The sequence below is a fragment of the uncultured Caldilinea sp. genome (assembly GCF_937128415.1).
Classification (GTDB): domain Bacteria; phylum Chloroflexota; class Anaerolineae; order Caldilineales; family Caldilineaceae; genus Caldilinea.
In genome coordinates, this window is record NZ_CAKZMJ010000083.1 from 1 (window position 1) to 14,644 (window position 14,644).

Genomic DNA, 14,644 nt, shown 5'->3' on the forward strand with positions numbered 1-14,644 from the left:
TCGCCCATCCACATGAAGACCACGTAGTCCGCCAGGCGTCGCGCCTGGTCGATGTCGTGGGTGACCATGAGGATGGTGTAGTGGCTGCGCAGCGCAGCGAGCAGCTCCTCGATGCCGCGCGCCGAAAGGGGATCAAGCGAGGCGGTGGATTCGTCGCAGAGCAGGATTTCGGGGCGGACGGCAAGCGTGCGCGCCAGGCACAGGCGCTGCTGCTGCCCACCCGAGAGCCCGGTCGCCGGCGCTTTGAGACGATCCTTGACCTCCTCCCACAGTCCAACCGCGCGTAGCTGCGCCTCCACGACCTCCGCAATCTCGCGCTTGTTGCGCCCTTGCAGACGCAGACCATACGCCACGTTGTCGAAGATCGACATCGGTAACGGAAAGGGCTTCTGCGCCAGCAGCCCGATGCGGCTGCGCACTGCGACGACGTCGACGCCGGGGGCGTAAATGTTCTCGCCGTCGAGCAGGACGCGGCCTTCGATGCGCACCTGCTCATTCAGCTCGAGCAGACGGTTGAAACTTTTGAGCAAGGTGCTCTTGCCGCAGCCCGATGGCCCGATGATCGCCGAAATCCGTCGCTCGGGAAACGCTGCGTTGATGTTTTTCAGCGCCTGCTGTTTGCCATACCAGACGTTGAGGTTCTGCACGCTGAGCGAAACCATGGCTCCCCCTAGCGGACTACATGCTTGCCCAACCGACGCATCGATAGATGCGCAGCGAGGCTGATGACCAGGATCATGACGGTGAGCACGAGGGCCGAGGCGTAGGCGCGCTCCTGGACGGACGGAAACGGCGCGCTCAGCTGGAAAAAGACCGCCAGCGGCAGCGACGCCACCGGCGAAAAGAGGCCGCCGGGCAGGTTGTCGGTGTAGCCTGCGGTGAAGAGCACCGAGGCGGCGTCGCCGATCCCGCGGCCAAACGCCAACAAGAGCGCCGTGAACAAGCCCGGCAGCGCCTGTCGCAGCAGCAGCCCGGCCACCTCCAGCCGCGTAGCGCCGAGCGCAAAGCCGGTCTCCAGCAGTTGAGGCGGGGCCATGCGCAGCACCTCGTCCAGCGTGCGCGCCAGGATCGGCAGCACGACGAGGCTGAGGGTGAGCACGCCGGCCAGCAGCGAGGCGCGCAGCCCCAGGAAGACCATCAACGAGAAGCCGAACGCGCCGTAGACGATGCTGGGAATGCCCCACAGCACGTCCAGCGTCAGCCGCACCCAGGCTGCGAGGCGGCTGCGCCGCGCATAGGCGTGCAGATAGAGCGCGAGCGGCGCAGCCAGACAGAACGCCGCCGCCGTTGCGCCGGAAGCCAGCAAGATTGAACCGGCGATCGCATTGGCGATGCCGCCGCCTCCGCCGAGATAGAAATTGCCGCGCGGCGGCTGCGTGAGCATCTCGACGCTCAAGGCGCCGACCCCGCGCCAGAAGATCACCGCCAGGATCAGGCCCAACGCCGCTGCAGCGCCGAGCATGCACAGCCGCATCAGCGCAAGGAAGACGCTCTCCTCAAAACGCCGGCGCTTGAGGTGCAGCGACTGCGCCGGACGAACGGAAGCTTGTAGGATCGAATCAGAGAGATGTTTGCTCATGGCTGTCCGGTCAGACGGTGAATCACAAGGCGCGCCACTGCGTTGAAGCAGAGGACGACAACGAGCAAGATCAGCGCAGCCGCCATCAGGGCCGAGTCATAGAGCGGCACGGACATCATTTCGCTGTAGTTGTTGGCGATCAGGGCGGGCAGCGGATAGGCGGCGTCGAAGAGCGAGGTCGGCGCACGCGGCGCATTGCCGACCACCATCATCACCGCCAGCGTCTCGCCAAACGCCCGCGAGAAGCCGAGCACCACCGCAGCCATTACGCCCGGCAGCGCAGCGTGGCGCACGATGCACTTCGTCGTCTCCCAGCGCGTGGCCCCGAGCGCCAGCAGCGTCTCGCGCATCTGCTGAGGCGCGCTGCGCATCACCTCCTCGGTGACGGCGACAATGAGCGGGAAGGTCATCAGCGCCAGCACAACCCCGGCCGCCAATACGCCATAGCCGCTCGGATTGGTCTGACGAAAGAACGGCGACATCGGCCCGAGCGCAGCGTCAACCGCCGGGCCGATCCGGTCGCGGATCAGCGGCACCACGAAGAGAACGCCCCACAGACCGTAGACGACGGAAGGGATGCCGACCAGCAGATCGATCAACGGCTTGAGCCAGGCGCGCGTGCGCGCCGATGTATATTCGGCCATGTAGACGCCGCAGAAGATGGCAGGGATCACCGCGATCGCCATGGCGACGACGGTGACCGCAATGCTGCCGGCGATGAACGGCGCCAGGCCGAAGCGACCCGCCATCGGATGCCAGGCATGGCTGCGCAACAGTTCGAGCGCGCCCACCTGTCGGAGGATCGGCAGGCTGCGCATCAGCAGCGTCACCGTCATCACCAGCAACAACAAGATGACCAGCCACTGCATCGTGCGCATGCCGGCGTCGGCGACGGCGTCGAGCAGCCGGCGTCGCCACATTGTGGCTCCACGCTTCACAGCGCCGGCTTGGGTGAGCAAGGTCAGGCTTTCTTCACGCGTCATTCGCTTATCCTGCAACTTAACTCTGCAACAATTCTCTACTGCAGCTTTGCCAACGCGGCGTCGATCTGCTCCTGCGTCAGCGGCGCATACCCTGCCTGGGCGACGTATTGCTGGCCGTCGGTCAGAATCCACCGATAGAACGCCTTGATCGTCGGACCCGGCTCGCCTTTGGTCACCAGATAAAGCTCACGCGCCGGCGGGAAGGGATAGACGCGACGTCGGATGGCGTCTATGATTGTGGCTTTGTTGGCGTAAAAGTCTTCATCAGGGCGAATGGCGCCGTCGCCGTCGAGATCGAGGGGGATCACGCGCAGCCCCGGCGTCGGCTCCCCCGTCGCCGGGTTATAGGCGAAAGCAATGTTGTTGTAACCGACGCCGAGGCGATCCTGGCGCACGGCTTCGGCCAGCCCCGGATCGCCGTTGACGCCGATGCCCTGCAGCTCCTCTTGAGTGGCTCCGCCTGCGAAGCGCGCCCACATCTCGCCGGCGCCCGATGCGTCGGCGCGCGTGTAGACGGTGATCGGATCGTCGCCGCCGACGCCGAGCCACTGTCCGTAGGTCGTCACCGTGCGCTCGATCCAAATTGCTCGCGCCAGCTCCGGGGTCAAACCGACGGCGAGAATGGCCGACAAGTGGGGATTGTCGGCGTTGACCACGCCCACGACCGCATCGATCACGACAGGAACAAGTGTGGCGCCTCTCGCCGTCTCTTCGGCGCGCGCCTCGCGCGAGAGCATGGCGATATCCACTGCGCCGCTGAGCACGTCGGTCATGCCTTTGCCGGCGCCGCCGCCTTGAATGTCAAAGCGCACGTTCGGGTTGAGCGCCTGATACTGCTCCGCCCAGAGGCTGACCATCGGCAACAGGGCGAAGGCGCCGGAGATGCTGATCGTTTCCTGTCGCGGCGCATCGCCTGCTGAGCCAGAGGGAGCGCCGCAGCCGAATAGCAGCGTGATGATCACGAGAAGGGACGCCGTTCGGCGCAACTGCCTTCTTGTTCTTTCAGTCACGATGCAATCTCCTTTTGGTTGTGCGGAGGGGTTTGAGCGGCGCGCTGAAACGGCTCGGCTTGCAGATGAGCAGCGCCCGCAGGTCAACGGGCAGCGCAGCAAGCTCGCGCAGGACGGCGGCCGCAAATTCTCCCCAGCTTTCGGCGCAGAGCGCCACCATGTCATACCGTTGCGTGGCCGCCTCATCAACGATCTGGCGAATCGGCTCGCCCTGCCGAATGCGCAACGTCGGTTCAATCCCTTTCGCCGTCGCCAGCCGCGTCACGGCGACGAGATGACGTCCGATGGCGGTTTCTGGGTCGAGCAAAGCATGCAAATCGCATCCGCTCGTCTCGTTCAACACGAGCAGCGCCAATTTAGCTGCTTCGGCCCTGGCGATCGCTGCGGCCCAGGGCAGCGCCTGCATGTCTGCGCCATGGCCGCGCAAGACCACCAGAATCTGCTTCAGCCGGGGCGAGTCGGTGGCCGCCATCAACAACGAAGTGCTCGAACGCAGCGCAACGTCTCCCCACTCCGCCGGTTTGGGCAACGGCAAGAGGCATAGTCGACACCGGGAGACGCTCGCCGTCGTGAGCGCAGCCGCCGCCGGCACCTCAGGCGAATCCAGGCGAGTGCATGGGCGCGCTTCCTCATCGGCGAGCGTCTGCGCCAAACGGAGCAACAGCGCGCCCTCCGGCACGTCAGGGGCGTACAACAGCAGTTGCGGCGGCTCTGACGAAGGAGATGCGGCGAAAAGCAGCGACAGGCGCTCGAACGTCTCCTGCAACAGCGCTGCGTCGGTCTGCACAGGCACAATCTCGGCCTCGAGCAGTTCTGCAAGCATCGCGCATGCGGCGGCGTTGTGTGGGTAGACCATCGCCACGCTGACGCGGCTGTCTTCGCGCGCCAGCGGCAGCGCCTGGTGATACCGGCACAGCTCCAAAGGAACGCGTTCGAGCAGCTCAGGGTCCAGTTCGATGTGTGTGAGATCCAGGATGGTCGCCATCGGTTGCACCTCGTCCTGATTTCAATCTAGCAGGACAAGGTCACAGCCGGCGTCGCGCGGGGGTCACAATCTGGTAACAAATCTGACCTTTCGGTGCAACTACGCCCTGAAGGCATAGCCGACGCCGGGCGCCGTCTCGATGACGTCGCCCCCGCCGAGCGCCTCCAGCTTGGCGCGCAGTCGATAGACAAGCTGTTTGAGCATGGCGCGGCTGGCGCCCTCCACGCCCCACACCGCCTGGATCAACGCATCGGCCGTCAGCACATGGCCGGCGTTGAGCATCAGGGCTTCGAGCAGCTTCGCCTCCAGCGGGGTCAGATGCAACCATGCTCCTTCCCGCCATCGCACTTCGTGGCGCAGAGGATCGAGCGTCCAGCCGTTGTGTGCGAGTTGACCCGCGGCGACGCCGGTCCCTGCGCGGCGCAACACTGCGCGCACGCGCGCCACCAGTTGGGCCGGACTGAAAGGTTTGACGATGTAATCGTCGGCGCCCAGCTCTAGCGCCTGCACGACGGCGTCGTCGCCGCTGCGCACGCTGAGGATGATGATCGGCGTCTGGCTCTGGCTGCGAATGGCGCGGCAGACGGTGAAACCGTCTTGTTTGGGCAGGTTCAGATCGAGCACAACCAGCGCAGGCTGCGTTGTTTCCCAGGCAGCCATGGCCGCCGCGCCATCGTACGCCGGAATCACTTCAAAGCCGGCGCGGCGCAACGTAAAACTCACTACGTCGGACAGCGCAAGATCGTCTTCTACAAGCAAAATTTTCATAGTGCGTTCAACTCAAACCAGAAAAGCGCGCCGCCGCCAGGCCGACTCTCCACGTCGATGCGTCCGCCATGCGCAAGGATGGTGGTTTTGGCGACGTACAGCCCCAACCCGACGCCGTACTGCTCGCGTTCGCTGTCGTGGCCGCGCACAAAGCGGCGGAAAATTTCGCTGCGCAACGCAGGATCGACGCCCGGCCCCCTGTCGGCGACGGCGACGCGCACAATTTTCTGCCGTGCGCCTTTTTCGCCCTTGTCTTCCTTCACCCGCACGGCGACGGTCGCCTCCACGGCGCTGCCGACAGGGCTGTATTTGCTCGCATTGATGAGGAGATTGAGCACGACCTGGGTCAACTGCGCTCCGTCGCCATGCACGAGCGCAGGCGCAGCCGGCAGCTCCACGATCAACGGCTGTTGGCGGCGTTCCAGCAACGGCGTCGCCACGCGCACGGCGTCCGCCAGGATCACCCGCATATCCACCTCGGCCAGATGCAACGAGAAACGCCCCGCCTCGATTGCGCTGCTGATCAGCAGGTTGTCGATCAGCGTCTGTAAACCGACCAAACTGAGATGGGCGGCGCGCAACACCTGTCGCGCCTCCGCCGGATCGAGTGGATTTTCCTCGTTGACCAGCAGCTCCAGCGACGCACGCAGCGCGCTGAGAGGCGTGCGAAACTCATGCGAGATGTTTGCCAGAAAATAGGATCGCAAGCGCTGATGCGCCTCCTCTTCGGTGACCTTGCGCGCCAGATAGGCGTTGAAGTTTTCCGATTCGTCCTGGACTGCGTTGACGGCGTCCTCGCTGCGACGCAGCGCGTCGACGACCGGGGCATTGCGGCGGCGAACGCCGCGCACGGCAAGCGCGATCAGGATGACAGCCGCAATGAGGCCCAAAATTATTAGCAGCGCCAGAACCAGAATACATCGCTCCGCTGCAACTAGATCGGAAATAGGCGACGCGCTTTCGAGCAACAAGGCCGACGCTCCTACAATGTGAAAGGGACACTCCGGAAAGCTCGAAGAAGCGTTTATGGTTGCCCATCTTCAATTATACTGTACTCCATGAAAACGGAGATTTACGGCGCTGCGGCGTTTTCCCTTTTCTTTCACTTTCGTTATACAATAAACGGCTATGCAAATGGATGCGTTTATTCGCTACCTCATCGCCAAGCGCACCGTCGACGATCGCGCGCTCAATCGCGTCGTTTGGTCGCAGCTTGTCGATGCCGTGCGGGCGCGACAGCGCCGCCTTTCGCGTCCGCTGCGCGTGCTGGAAGTGGGCGCCGGCGTCGGCGCAATGGTGGAGCGCGTTCTCGACTGGCGCCTTTTCGACCCGGACGCCGACGGCGTCGAGTATACGCTGCTCGACGGTGAACCGGCGTTGCTGGCCGTGGCGCAGGAGCGGCTGAGCGAGCCGCCCGCCTGGCTCCGGCTGGCCTACGCGCCGATCAATGTGTTCGAGTATGTCGAACAGAGGACGAAATATCCAACGGCGCCTCGCTATGACCTGCTGCTCGCCCACGCCTTTCTCGATTTGCTGGATCTGTCCACCGCCCTGCCCTTGCTGCGCTCGCTGCTGACGGACGATGGACTTTTCTATTTCACCATCAACTTCGACGGCGCCACGCTGCTCGAACCGACCATCGACCCGGCCTTCGACGCTGCGGTCGAAGCGGCCTATCATCGCACTATGGACGAGCGCATCATCGACGGCAGGCCTTCCGGCGACAGCCGCACCGGCCGTCATCTCTTCACGCAGCTGCCTAACGCCGGCTTCGAGATTCGCAGCGCCGGCGCGTCGGACTGGGTGGTGCATGGAGTGAATGGGAAATATCCGGCGGAGGAGGCGCACTTTCTCCAGGCCATCGTGGACACGATGCATGCGGCGTTGCGCAATGACCCGACGCTCGATCCATCCCGCTTTGAGGCGTGGATCGCACAGCGGCGCGCCCAAATCGAACGCGGAGAACTGGTCTACATCGCCCATCAGCTCGACTTTTTCGGCGTCGCCACGTCCACACCCACCCCACGGCGCCTCGCAAGCCCTGGCTCCCGCACGACGTAGCACGCAGCACGCACCATTCTGCGCAACCATGAATCTTTCAGGAGTGTCTTAGCATGCAAACCACCCTCGCCCGTCAGCGCATCTCCAACGGGACGCTGATCGTCGTCATCATCGCCTATCTGATGTTCATTGTGCTCGGCTTCCCCGACGGCATGCTCGGCGTGGCCTGGCCGTCGATGATGCGCGACTTTCGCGTGCAGAACGCCCAAATGGGGACGCTGCTGTTGGCCGCCACGATCGGCTTTCTGTTGACCAGTTTCAACACCGGTCGCCTGATTCGCTGGTTCGACGTCTCCAATCTGCTCGTGATCGGCAGCCTGGTGCGCGGGGCCGGACTGCTCGGCATGGCTTTTGCGCCGCAGTGGCTATGGCTGGTGGCGGCTTCCTTTGTCTTTGGCCTGGGCAGCGGCGCCATCGACGGCGGCATGAACACCTATTTTGCCATGCGCATCCGCAGCGCCCGCTTGATGAACTGGCTGCACGCCAGCTTCGGTCTGGGCGCCACGATTGCGCCGATCCTGCTCACAGCGCTCTTCAGCCTGGGGATCATCTGGCGATGGGGATACGCGCTGGTGGCGGCGCTGCAGGTCGCGGTGGGGCTGGCCGTCTTCCTGCGCGTCAGCGAGTGGCGAATGCGCAGCGAGGCGATGGAAGCAGAGACGCACGCAAGCCATCGCAGCACGCGCGCCACGCTGGCGCGTCCGATCGTCTGGGTCAATATTGCGCTCTTCTTCGTCTATGCGGGTATGGAAGTCACGGCGGGCAACTGGAGCTACTCCCTCTTCACAGAGGCGCGCGGGGTGGCCCCGGAGGTCGCCGGCCTGTGGGCCGGCCTTTATTGGGGCAGCTTCACCGTTGGGCGCTTCTTCTTCGGCGTGGTCGCCAACCGTTTCGCCGTCATCCCGACGGTGCGCGCTGCGTCGTTCACCGCCATCGCCGCCGCGGCGCTGCTGTGGTGGAATCCGACCAACTGGGTCGGTTTTCTCGGCCTGCTCATCCTGGGCTTTGCGATGGCTCCGGTCTTTCCGCTGCTGGTGACGGCCACGCCGCTGCGCCTGGGGGCCGCCGACGCAGGCAACGCCATCGGCTTCCAGGTGGCGGCGGCCAGCTTTGGCATCGGTGTGCTGCCTGGCCTCGCCGGCGCGCTCGCCGACCGCATGAGCCTGGAGGTGGTCGGCCCCTTCCTGGTGACGTGGCTGATCGTGATGGCCGTGCTGCACGAGATTGCAGTGCGCCACCATGGGGCTAAACGGGTTAAGTCGGCTGGCTCTTCATAAAACTTCTCACCACGGCGACGGCGCGTTCGACGCCCTTTTCGGCGCGAATCGCAGCCCCTACCTGTTCGTTGCGGCGACGAAAACTCGGCTCATACAGCGCCTGTACGATTGCAGCGGCAAGTCTGTCCGGCGTTAGCCGGTTGCGCGAAAGCGGGCGGGGCGTCACTTTTTGACGATAGGCCATCTCCGCCCATAGCGGCTGGTCGGCGCCGAAAGGGACGAGCACCTGGGGGATGCCTGCGCGCAGCGCTGCAGCCATCGTTCCGGCGCCGGCGTGATGCACCGCCAATGCCGCGTGTGGGAAAAGCCAGGCGTGCGGCGCATAGTCGAGCAGGAAGAAGTCCGGATGGCGGCGCTCCATGTGCAGCCCGCGCCAGCCAGACGCCAGGATGCCGCGTCGTCCACTGCGGCGGAGCGCCTCCACCACGCTCTGCGCCGTCTCCTCAGGCCGGCGGTCGCTCATGCTGCCGAAGCCGACATAGACCGGCGGCGGGCCGTCGGCAAGAAAAGCCTCCAGGCCAGGGGGAGGCTCCCAGTCGCTCACCTCTTCCAAAAACCAGAAGCCTGTCAGATGAACAGATGGTCCATAGTCCGCCGGACGAGGCAGCAAATGCTCGCTGAAGCCGTAGATAACGGGTGTGCGCTGTGCGATCAGGTCGCCGAACACATCTGTGTAGCGGAGCGCAGGCAGTCCGGTCAGCTCGCGACGGTGACGATTGACGAGGCGGGCCGAGGTGAGTTGCAGCAGCCGAAAGGCGGCGTGATGGGTCAGACGATGGTAGGCTCGGCTGCCTGGGAAAGAAGGACGTAGAGGAGGCAGCAGCGCGCAGGGAAAGGCCGACGTAGGCGTGAAGGGCTGCAGGCCGGCCAGCATCAGCGGGATGCGGTGGACGTGGCTGGCGGTGACGGCGTTGGGATAGGCGAGCGTCGAGGCCAGAATGAGATCGGCGTCCCGGGCGGCCTCGATGACGTCGATCATGACCTGTCGCAGCAGGGGCGCTGCGAGCAAGTGAAGCCGACGCACCGCCGCCAGAGGGTTGCGTTGCGTCAAGAGCCTGCGTCCGTCGTCACTCGCCAGCAAGGCGCGTATGTCGCCGGCCAGCGGCGCAAAGGCGACGCCATGCTTTTCAACAAATTGCCGGTGCGTTGCGTGTGTGCAGAGGACAACGGCGTCGCCGGCGGACTGTAAGCCATGCGCCAGCGCAACGTAGGGGCGCACATCGCCGTGGGTGCCAATAGTGACGATCAAGATGCGCATGAAGACAGTGTACGGGGATGGGAGTGGGGGAACAGCGAGCTTGCATCCCGGAGATCAAGGGCAGAGACGCAGAGGGCGCTGAGCTCTCAAAAGATCTCTGCGTTCTCTACGCCTCCGCAGTGAGCATTCCCTACGCTCAGGAGACCCGTTCGACGTATTCGCCCGTGCGCGTGTCGATCTTGATGAGGTCGCCTTCCTTGACAAAGTCCGGCACTTGCACCTCGGCGCCGGTCTCCACCTTCGCCCGTTTCATAACCCGGCCGGAGGTGTCGCCGCGCACCGCGACGTCGGCTTCGGTGACGCGCAGAGTGACGAAGGTGGGAATCTCGACGGAGAGCACCTTGCCGTCATCCTGGAGCAGGAGGGTGACCATGTCGTTTTCCTTCATCCAGATCATGGTGTCTTCGAAATCTTCTTTGGGCAACGCGATCTGGTCGAAGGTCTCATTGTCCATGAAGTGATACGACGTTCCGTCGTCATACAGATATTGCGCCTCGCGCGATTGCGTCGTCACGACGTCGATCTCGGAGCCGGCGCGCACGCGATCTTCGATGATTTTGCCGGTCTCGAAGTTTTTCAACTTCATGCGCACCATAGCGCGCCAGTTGCCCGGCGCAATGTGCTGATATTCGATGACGCGATGAATGGCTCCGTTGTAACGGATCAGCATGCCTTTGCGGAGATCAGATGTTGTCGCCATACCCTGCACTCTTTGAAAATCGTTCTGGTGTCGTAGTCTATTTGAAATTTACAATTTGATTTATCGTATCATTTATCAACGCCTTCACCAAACCTAATCGAGGTTTATCGGCAATTCCTCAGGCCAGGGCTATCTCCAGCGTGGCAGAAGGCGGCCGGTGCGTTGCATACAGGCTCGATATTCTTCACCGAATTTTTCGAGCATCATCTGCTCTTCGGGCGCTACTCGCATAAAGTAAAACGGCGTAAAACAAACGATTCCCCCGAGGCCGGCGATCCAATTCTGCAACAACAGCGCCTGCGCCATCACCCACAGCCACTGCGACGCATACATAGGATGACGGATATAACGATAGACGCCCTCGGTTACCAGTGCATGGCCTTCCCGAAGCTGCAATGTGGGCGACCAGTTTCGCCCCAAATCCACATGCGAGCGCCAAAAGAGGAGCACCGCCGCCAAAAGAAGGATGACGCCCAACCAACCTGCCCACACCGGCAACGTATAATCGGCAAAATCTAACCACGGTGTAAAGATTTTGAGCAAAGGCGCCAGATAACTGCCCAGAAAAAGGAGCAAAAGCAGTAGAGTCTCTTTGCGATCGACCCGATTCACTGCGATCTTACTCTTCCGGCGCTCTCGATTGAAGGGAACGCGGATCGCGGTCTCCACAAAAATTCCCGCCAGATAAATAAGCTGAAAAATTATCTCAGACATCGTCAATCATCCAAACTCTGAGGGAAGGATCAAGAAATCCAACGGTCGATCAAAATCGTCAAGGCGGCCGTGAGTTATGCTACAATTAGGCGTTATATGAGTCGGGCGTCCAAAGCAACCCTGTACGCCGCTGCGCTGATCGGAGCGGCCGCATTGATCTGGCTGGCCTGGCAGTACTATCCGGCTAACCCGCTCCCAAGACTGACCTGTCAGCCACATTGTGCGCAGGTGAACCTGGACGGTCAAGATCTGGCGCGCGCCGATCTGAATCGAGTGAATTTCACAGGGGCGAGCCTGAACCAGGCGAACCTGCACCGCGCCACCCTGTTGATGGCGCTTCTTTCGGGCGCGCAGCTGCGCGAGGCCAATTTGTACGAGGCGGATTTATCCAGCGCTGTGCTCGATCAGGCCGACTTGCGCTACGCTATGCTCGAGCGCGCCATCCTGCGCAGCGCCACCTTGCGAGGGGCGGACCTGCGCGACGCCAATCTGGCCGGCGCCGACCTGCGCGTGGCAGATTTCAGCGGCGCCCAAATGGAACGGGCGATTCTCACCGGCGCATCCCTGGTGGACGCCAATTTGACCAACGCCGTGCTGCGCCGCGCCGACCTGCGCAACGCCAATCTGCGCAACGCAGTTTTGCGCTACGCCGATCTGCGCGGGGCCGATCTCACCGGCGCCGATCTAATGGGCGCCGACCTGATGGGCGCGCGCCTGCCGCATGACCTGTTCTTGAACTCGCTTGATGACGTGACAAGGCTTTTGAATGGCGGATTCTCTGCAGCAGGTGGTTTCGATCGTCAATGCCATGCCGGCGATCTCGCTGGATGAGATCAAGGCGCTGTCATTGCTCGACCGCCTCGATGTCAAGTTCATCCTACACGAACAACAATTGATCCAGATTCTGGAGCGCATCCGCGACCGTTACCGCGTGCTCGAGATCAACGGCGTGCGCCCGGGCCGCTACTACACGACCTATTTCGACACGCCGGACTTTTTCTTGTTTCATTCCCACCATAACGGTCTGCGCGTGCGCCACAAGGTGCGCTGGCGCTGGTACATCGACAGTCAGCTCGTCTTTCTGGAAGTCAAGGAAAAGAACAACCGCGAACGCACCGTCAAAACGCGCACCATCCTCTCAGAGCCGATCACCCGCCTGGTCGATGCGCCTCCAGGCTGGATGCCGCCAAGCCTCACCGTGGACCCCGCTCACCTGCAACCGGTCGTCTGGAATCGCTTTCGCCGTATGACGCTGGCGGACTTCGAGCGCCAGGAGCGCATCACCGTCGATATCGGCATCGAATTTGGGCGCGAAGATCAGGTTATCCCGATGCCCGGACTGGTTATCGTTGAGGTGAAGCAACGCAAATTCTCGTTAAGCTCGCCTATCGGGCGCGAGTTGCATCGGCTGCATCTCACGCCTACGCACATCAGCAAGTATTGCGTGTCCATGGCCATGCTCTACCCAGAGCTGCGCCACAACCGTTTCAAACCGATTTTGCGCCGGCTCTCCACCCTTTGCAAAGGATTCATACGATGAACGTCTTGACCGAAGTCATGCCTGGCTTTGCCTTGACGCTGGCGACCGGCCTGATTATCTTTGGCCTGGGCTACACCGCCTCGCGGCGCAGCCGACCCGAATATTTCTTCACCTATCTCAGCTTCAGCCTCATGGCCTACCTGGTCACCAGTCTGCTGCGCGACGTGCAGTTGACGCTTGGTTTCAGCTTCGGGTTGCTCGCCGTCTTCACCATCCTGCGCTTTCGCTCCATCAACATTGCGGTGCGCGAGATGACCTACCTCTATCTGGCGATCATGCTGCCCTTCGCCAATGCGCTCTTCGTCGCCACGCGCGTCAGCTTCTCCGACGTCCTGATTATCAACGCAGGACTGGCGGTCTTTGTGGTCACCATCGATCGCATCCAGCTAGCTTATTTCGGCTCATCGCAGATCGTTCACTACGAGAAAATCGACCTCATTCAGGCCAACAACGAGCGCGCGCTGTTGGACGACCTCAGCCGGCGCACCGGCCGGCGCGTCAAGCGCTACATCGTGGAAGAGATCGACTTTCTGCGCGACACAGCGCTGTTGACCGTCTATTTCGAGGAAAAGCCTAGGATTCATGCTTCGAGAACGCGGTAGACGCCTTCGTCTCTATACAACCATAGGCGCTCTCTGGATCCTCTGCAGCGCAGTAGCTGCAACGGTGGCTGCGCCGCAGAGGGGCGTCAACGCTGTGACGGCCAGGAGCGGCGCGCCGGAGACAATTGTCATCAATGAGATCCTCGCTCATTCCGACGTCTCCGACGCCGTCGAGCTGCTGAACATCGGCGAGGCGCCGGTCGACATCTCCGGCTGGATGCTGACCGACGACCTGACGAAGGCGCAGAGCCTGTGGGCGCGCATCCCACCTGGAACCGTCCTGGCGCCCGGCGCCTACTATGTCTCCTGGCAAGTCGATCGATACCATGGCAACTGGAGCTTTGGCCTGAGCGAAGCGGGCGAGACCGTCCACCTCCTGCGCCCTGATCCGGCGGGCGGACCGCCCCTGCCGGTGCAACAGGTCTCTTTCGGCGCTTCTCCCAACGATATCTCCTTCATTCGTTACGTCGACTCCACCGGTCGCATCCACTATCCGCTTCAGGCGGGAAGACCCACGCTCGGCGCGCCCAACCGTGGGCCGCGGCTGAGCCTGGTCGTCATCGAAGAGGTCATGCATCACCCGCCCGGCGGTGAAGAGGAGTACGTCGTCATCGCCAACGTCAGCGGCCTATCGGTTCCGCTCTATGACCCTAACTTTCCCGGCAACGCCTGGAAGTTCGTCGGACAGGACCAAAATGGGCGGAGCCATGACATGCTGGTTTTCCCGACTTCTTTCCAGCTCATCCCTTACGAGCGGATCATTTTGAGCGAGGGCGATCCGGCTGCGCTCCGACAAAGATATGGGATTCCAGAGACGACCCGTATTTTTCGGTGGGAGCGAGGAGGATTGAACAACCGTCGAGAACGCATTGCGCTCATGGAGCCGCAGCCGCCGGAGGCTGACGGCGTCACCGTGCACTATGTGGTCGCCGACGCCGTTGAGTATAACTACGACCCTGACAACGGTTTGCCTCTCTGGCCAGACGCCTCCGGCAATGGATTGGCGCTCGGCCGCGTCGACGGCTGGGCCTTCGGCGACGACCCCGCCAACTGGCGCGCCGTCGCCCCGCTGCGCAAGGCGGCGCCTCGTCTCTATCTGCCGTGGGTGGGTGTAGACGTCGTCAGCGCTGAATCTGAATAAAGGGGAGTGGCGTGCATCTATAAAAA

General features: G+C 62.7%; 16 protein-coding genes. 6 read left to right on the forward strand and 10 right to left on the reverse strand.

Translation table 11 applies throughout. The features are described 5' to 3' along the window. The 7 genes from Q0367_RS15985 to Q0367_RS16015 form a co-directional block, all read right to left on the reverse strand. A partial coding sequence (locus Q0367_RS15985) for a phosphate ABC transporter ATP-binding protein (protein WP_298983474.1) occupies window positions 1-662 on the reverse strand: 662 nt, incomplete at its 3' end. A gap of 8 nt (window positions 663-670) precedes the next feature. Continuing rightward, window positions 671-1,579: a PstA family ABC transporter permease gene (locus Q0367_RS15990; protein ID WP_297641110.1), complete on the reverse strand. Its 909-nt coding sequence runs from the start codon at window positions 1,577-1,579 to the stop codon at window positions 671-673. Further along, a complete protein-coding gene (gene pstC / locus Q0367_RS15995) occupies window positions 1,576-2,562 on the reverse strand; it encodes a phosphate ABC transporter permease subunit PstC (RefSeq protein WP_298983479.1) in 987 nt (328 codons plus the stop codon). Before pstC ends, Q0367_RS15990 begins: the two co-directional genes overlap by 4 nt. Before the next feature lie 35 nt (window positions 2,563-2,597). After that, window positions 2,598-3,572 carry a PstS family phosphate ABC transporter substrate-binding protein gene (locus tag Q0367_RS16000; RefSeq protein ID WP_298983481.1) on the reverse strand — a complete coding sequence of 325 codons (975 nt, stop codon included), beginning with the start codon at window positions 3,570-3,572 and terminating at the stop codon, window positions 2,598-2,600. Continuing rightward, window positions 3,565-4,557, reverse strand: coding sequence for a universal stress protein (locus Q0367_RS16005; RefSeq protein WP_298983486.1), 993 nt, complete (start codon window positions 4,555-4,557; stop codon window positions 3,565-3,567). Before Q0367_RS16005 ends, Q0367_RS16000 begins: the two co-directional genes overlap by 8 nt. 99 nt (window positions 4,558-4,656) lie before the next feature. Continuing rightward, window positions 4,657-5,325 carry a response regulator transcription factor gene (locus Q0367_RS16010; RefSeq protein WP_298983490.1) on the reverse strand — a complete coding sequence of 223 codons (669 nt, stop codon included), beginning with the start codon at window positions 5,323-5,325 and terminating at the stop codon, window positions 4,657-4,659. Beyond that, window positions 5,322-6,296: a sensor histidine kinase KdpD gene (locus Q0367_RS16015; protein ID WP_298983494.1), complete on the reverse strand. Its 975-nt coding sequence runs from the start codon at window positions 6,294-6,296 to the stop codon at window positions 5,322-5,324. The genes Q0367_RS16010 and Q0367_RS16015 overlap by 4 nt, the downstream gene beginning before the upstream one ends. 163 nt (window positions 6,297-6,459) lie before the next feature. Here Q0367_RS16015 and Q0367_RS16020 point away from each other — a divergent pair, with 163 nt between their 5' ends. Then, window positions 6,460-7,386, forward strand: coding sequence for an SAM-dependent methyltransferase (locus tag Q0367_RS16020; RefSeq protein ID WP_297641100.1), 927 nt, complete (start codon window positions 6,460-6,462; stop codon window positions 7,384-7,386). A gap of 53 nt (window positions 7,387-7,439) precedes the next feature. Continuing rightward, complete coding sequence (locus tag Q0367_RS16025) at window positions 7,440-8,663, forward strand: sugar MFS transporter (RefSeq protein ID WP_297641098.1); 1,224 nt, start codon at window positions 7,440-7,442, stop codon at window positions 8,661-8,663. Here Q0367_RS16025 and Q0367_RS16030 read toward each other — a convergent pair. The 3 genes from Q0367_RS16030 to Q0367_RS16040 form a co-directional block, all read right to left on the reverse strand. After that, on the reverse strand, window positions 8,641-9,912 hold the full coding sequence (locus Q0367_RS16030; RefSeq protein WP_297641096.1) for a glycosyltransferase: 1,272 nt from the start codon (window positions 9,910-9,912) through the stop codon (window positions 8,641-8,643). The genes Q0367_RS16025 and Q0367_RS16030 overlap by 23 nt on opposite strands. A gap of 145 nt (window positions 9,913-10,057) precedes the next feature. Beyond that, window positions 10,058-10,621 carry an elongation factor P gene (gene efp, locus Q0367_RS16035; protein WP_297641094.1) on the reverse strand — a complete coding sequence of 188 codons (564 nt, stop codon included), beginning with the start codon at window positions 10,619-10,621 and terminating at the stop codon, window positions 10,058-10,060. A gap of 129 nt (window positions 10,622-10,750) precedes the next feature. Continuing rightward, the gene (locus Q0367_RS16040; RefSeq protein ID WP_297641093.1) at window positions 10,751-11,335 is read right to left on the reverse strand and encodes a protein-S-isoprenylcysteine O-methyltransferase; all 585 of its coding nucleotides are present in this window, start codon (window positions 11,333-11,335) and stop codon (window positions 10,751-10,753) included. A 96-nt stretch (window positions 11,336-11,431) separates the two neighbouring features. Between Q0367_RS16040 and Q0367_RS16045 the strand changes: the two genes are divergently transcribed. The 4 genes from Q0367_RS16045 to Q0367_RS16060 are packed head-to-tail and all read left to right on the forward strand — an operon-like array spanning window position 11,432 to window position 14,618. Then, complete coding sequence (locus Q0367_RS16045) at window positions 11,432-12,166, forward strand: pentapeptide repeat-containing protein (protein WP_298983499.1); 735 nt, start codon at window positions 11,432-11,434, stop codon at window positions 12,164-12,166. Beyond that, window positions 12,102-12,875 carry a polyphosphate polymerase domain-containing protein gene (locus tag Q0367_RS16050; RefSeq protein ID WP_297641089.1) on the forward strand — a complete coding sequence of 258 codons (774 nt, stop codon included), beginning with the start codon at window positions 12,102-12,104 and terminating at the stop codon, window positions 12,873-12,875. The genes Q0367_RS16045 and Q0367_RS16050 overlap by 65 nt, the downstream gene beginning before the upstream one ends. Beyond that, window positions 12,872-13,477 (forward strand): DUF4956 domain-containing protein, encoded by a 606-nt coding sequence (locus Q0367_RS16055; RefSeq protein WP_298983501.1) that lies wholly within the window; start codon window positions 12,872-12,874, stop codon window positions 13,475-13,477. The genes Q0367_RS16050 and Q0367_RS16055 overlap by 4 nt, the downstream gene beginning before the upstream one ends. Further along, window positions 13,458-14,618, forward strand: a complete 1,161-nt coding sequence (locus Q0367_RS16060) for a lamin tail domain-containing protein (protein ID WP_298983503.1) — start codon at window positions 13,458-13,460, stop codon at window positions 14,616-14,618. The genes Q0367_RS16055 and Q0367_RS16060 overlap by 20 nt, the downstream gene beginning before the upstream one ends. Window positions 14,619-14,644 lie beyond the last annotated feature (26 nt).

Excerpts from the sequence above, each read along its gene's own strand:
- Q0367_RS15990 (WP_297641110.1), bottom strand. The coding sequence starts at position 1,579 with ATGAGCAAACATCTCTCTGATTCGATCCTACAAGCTTCCGTTCGTCCG.
- pstC (WP_298983479.1), bottom strand. The coding sequence starts at position 2,562 with ATGACGCGTGAAGAAAGCCTGACCTTGCTCACCCAAGCCGGCGCTGTG.
- Q0367_RS16005 (WP_298983486.1), bottom strand. The coding sequence starts at position 4,557 with ATGGCGACCATCCTGGATCTCACACACATCGAACTGGACCCTGAGCTG.
- Q0367_RS16010 (WP_298983490.1), bottom strand. The coding sequence starts at position 5,325 with ATGAAAATTTTGCTTGTAGAAGACGATCTTGCGCTGTCCGACGTAGTG.
- Q0367_RS16020 (WP_297641100.1), top strand. The coding sequence starts at position 6,460 with ATGGATGCGTTTATTCGCTACCTCATCGCCAAGCGCACCGTCGACGAT.
- Q0367_RS16025 (WP_297641098.1), top strand. The coding sequence starts at position 7,440 with ATGCAAACCACCCTCGCCCGTCAGCGCATCTCCAACGGGACGCTGATC.
- efp (WP_297641094.1), bottom strand. The coding sequence starts at position 10,621 with ATGGCGACAACATCTGATCTCCGCAAAGGCATGCTGATCCGTTACAAC.
- Q0367_RS16040 (WP_297641093.1), bottom strand. The coding sequence starts at position 11,335 with ATGTCTGAGATAATTTTTCAGCTTATTTATCTGGCGGGAATTTTTGTG.
- Q0367_RS16045 (WP_298983499.1), top strand. The coding sequence starts at position 11,432 with ATGAGTCGGGCGTCCAAAGCAACCCTGTACGCCGCTGCGCTGATCGGA.
- Q0367_RS16050 (WP_297641089.1), top strand. The coding sequence starts at position 12,102 with ATGGCGGATTCTCTGCAGCAGGTGGTTTCGATCGTCAATGCCATGCCG.
- Q0367_RS16055 (WP_298983501.1), top strand. The coding sequence starts at position 12,872 with ATGAACGTCTTGACCGAAGTCATGCCTGGCTTTGCCTTGACGCTGGCG.
- Q0367_RS16060 (WP_298983503.1), top strand. The coding sequence starts at position 13,458 with ATGCTTCGAGAACGCGGTAGACGCCTTCGTCTCTATACAACCATAGGC.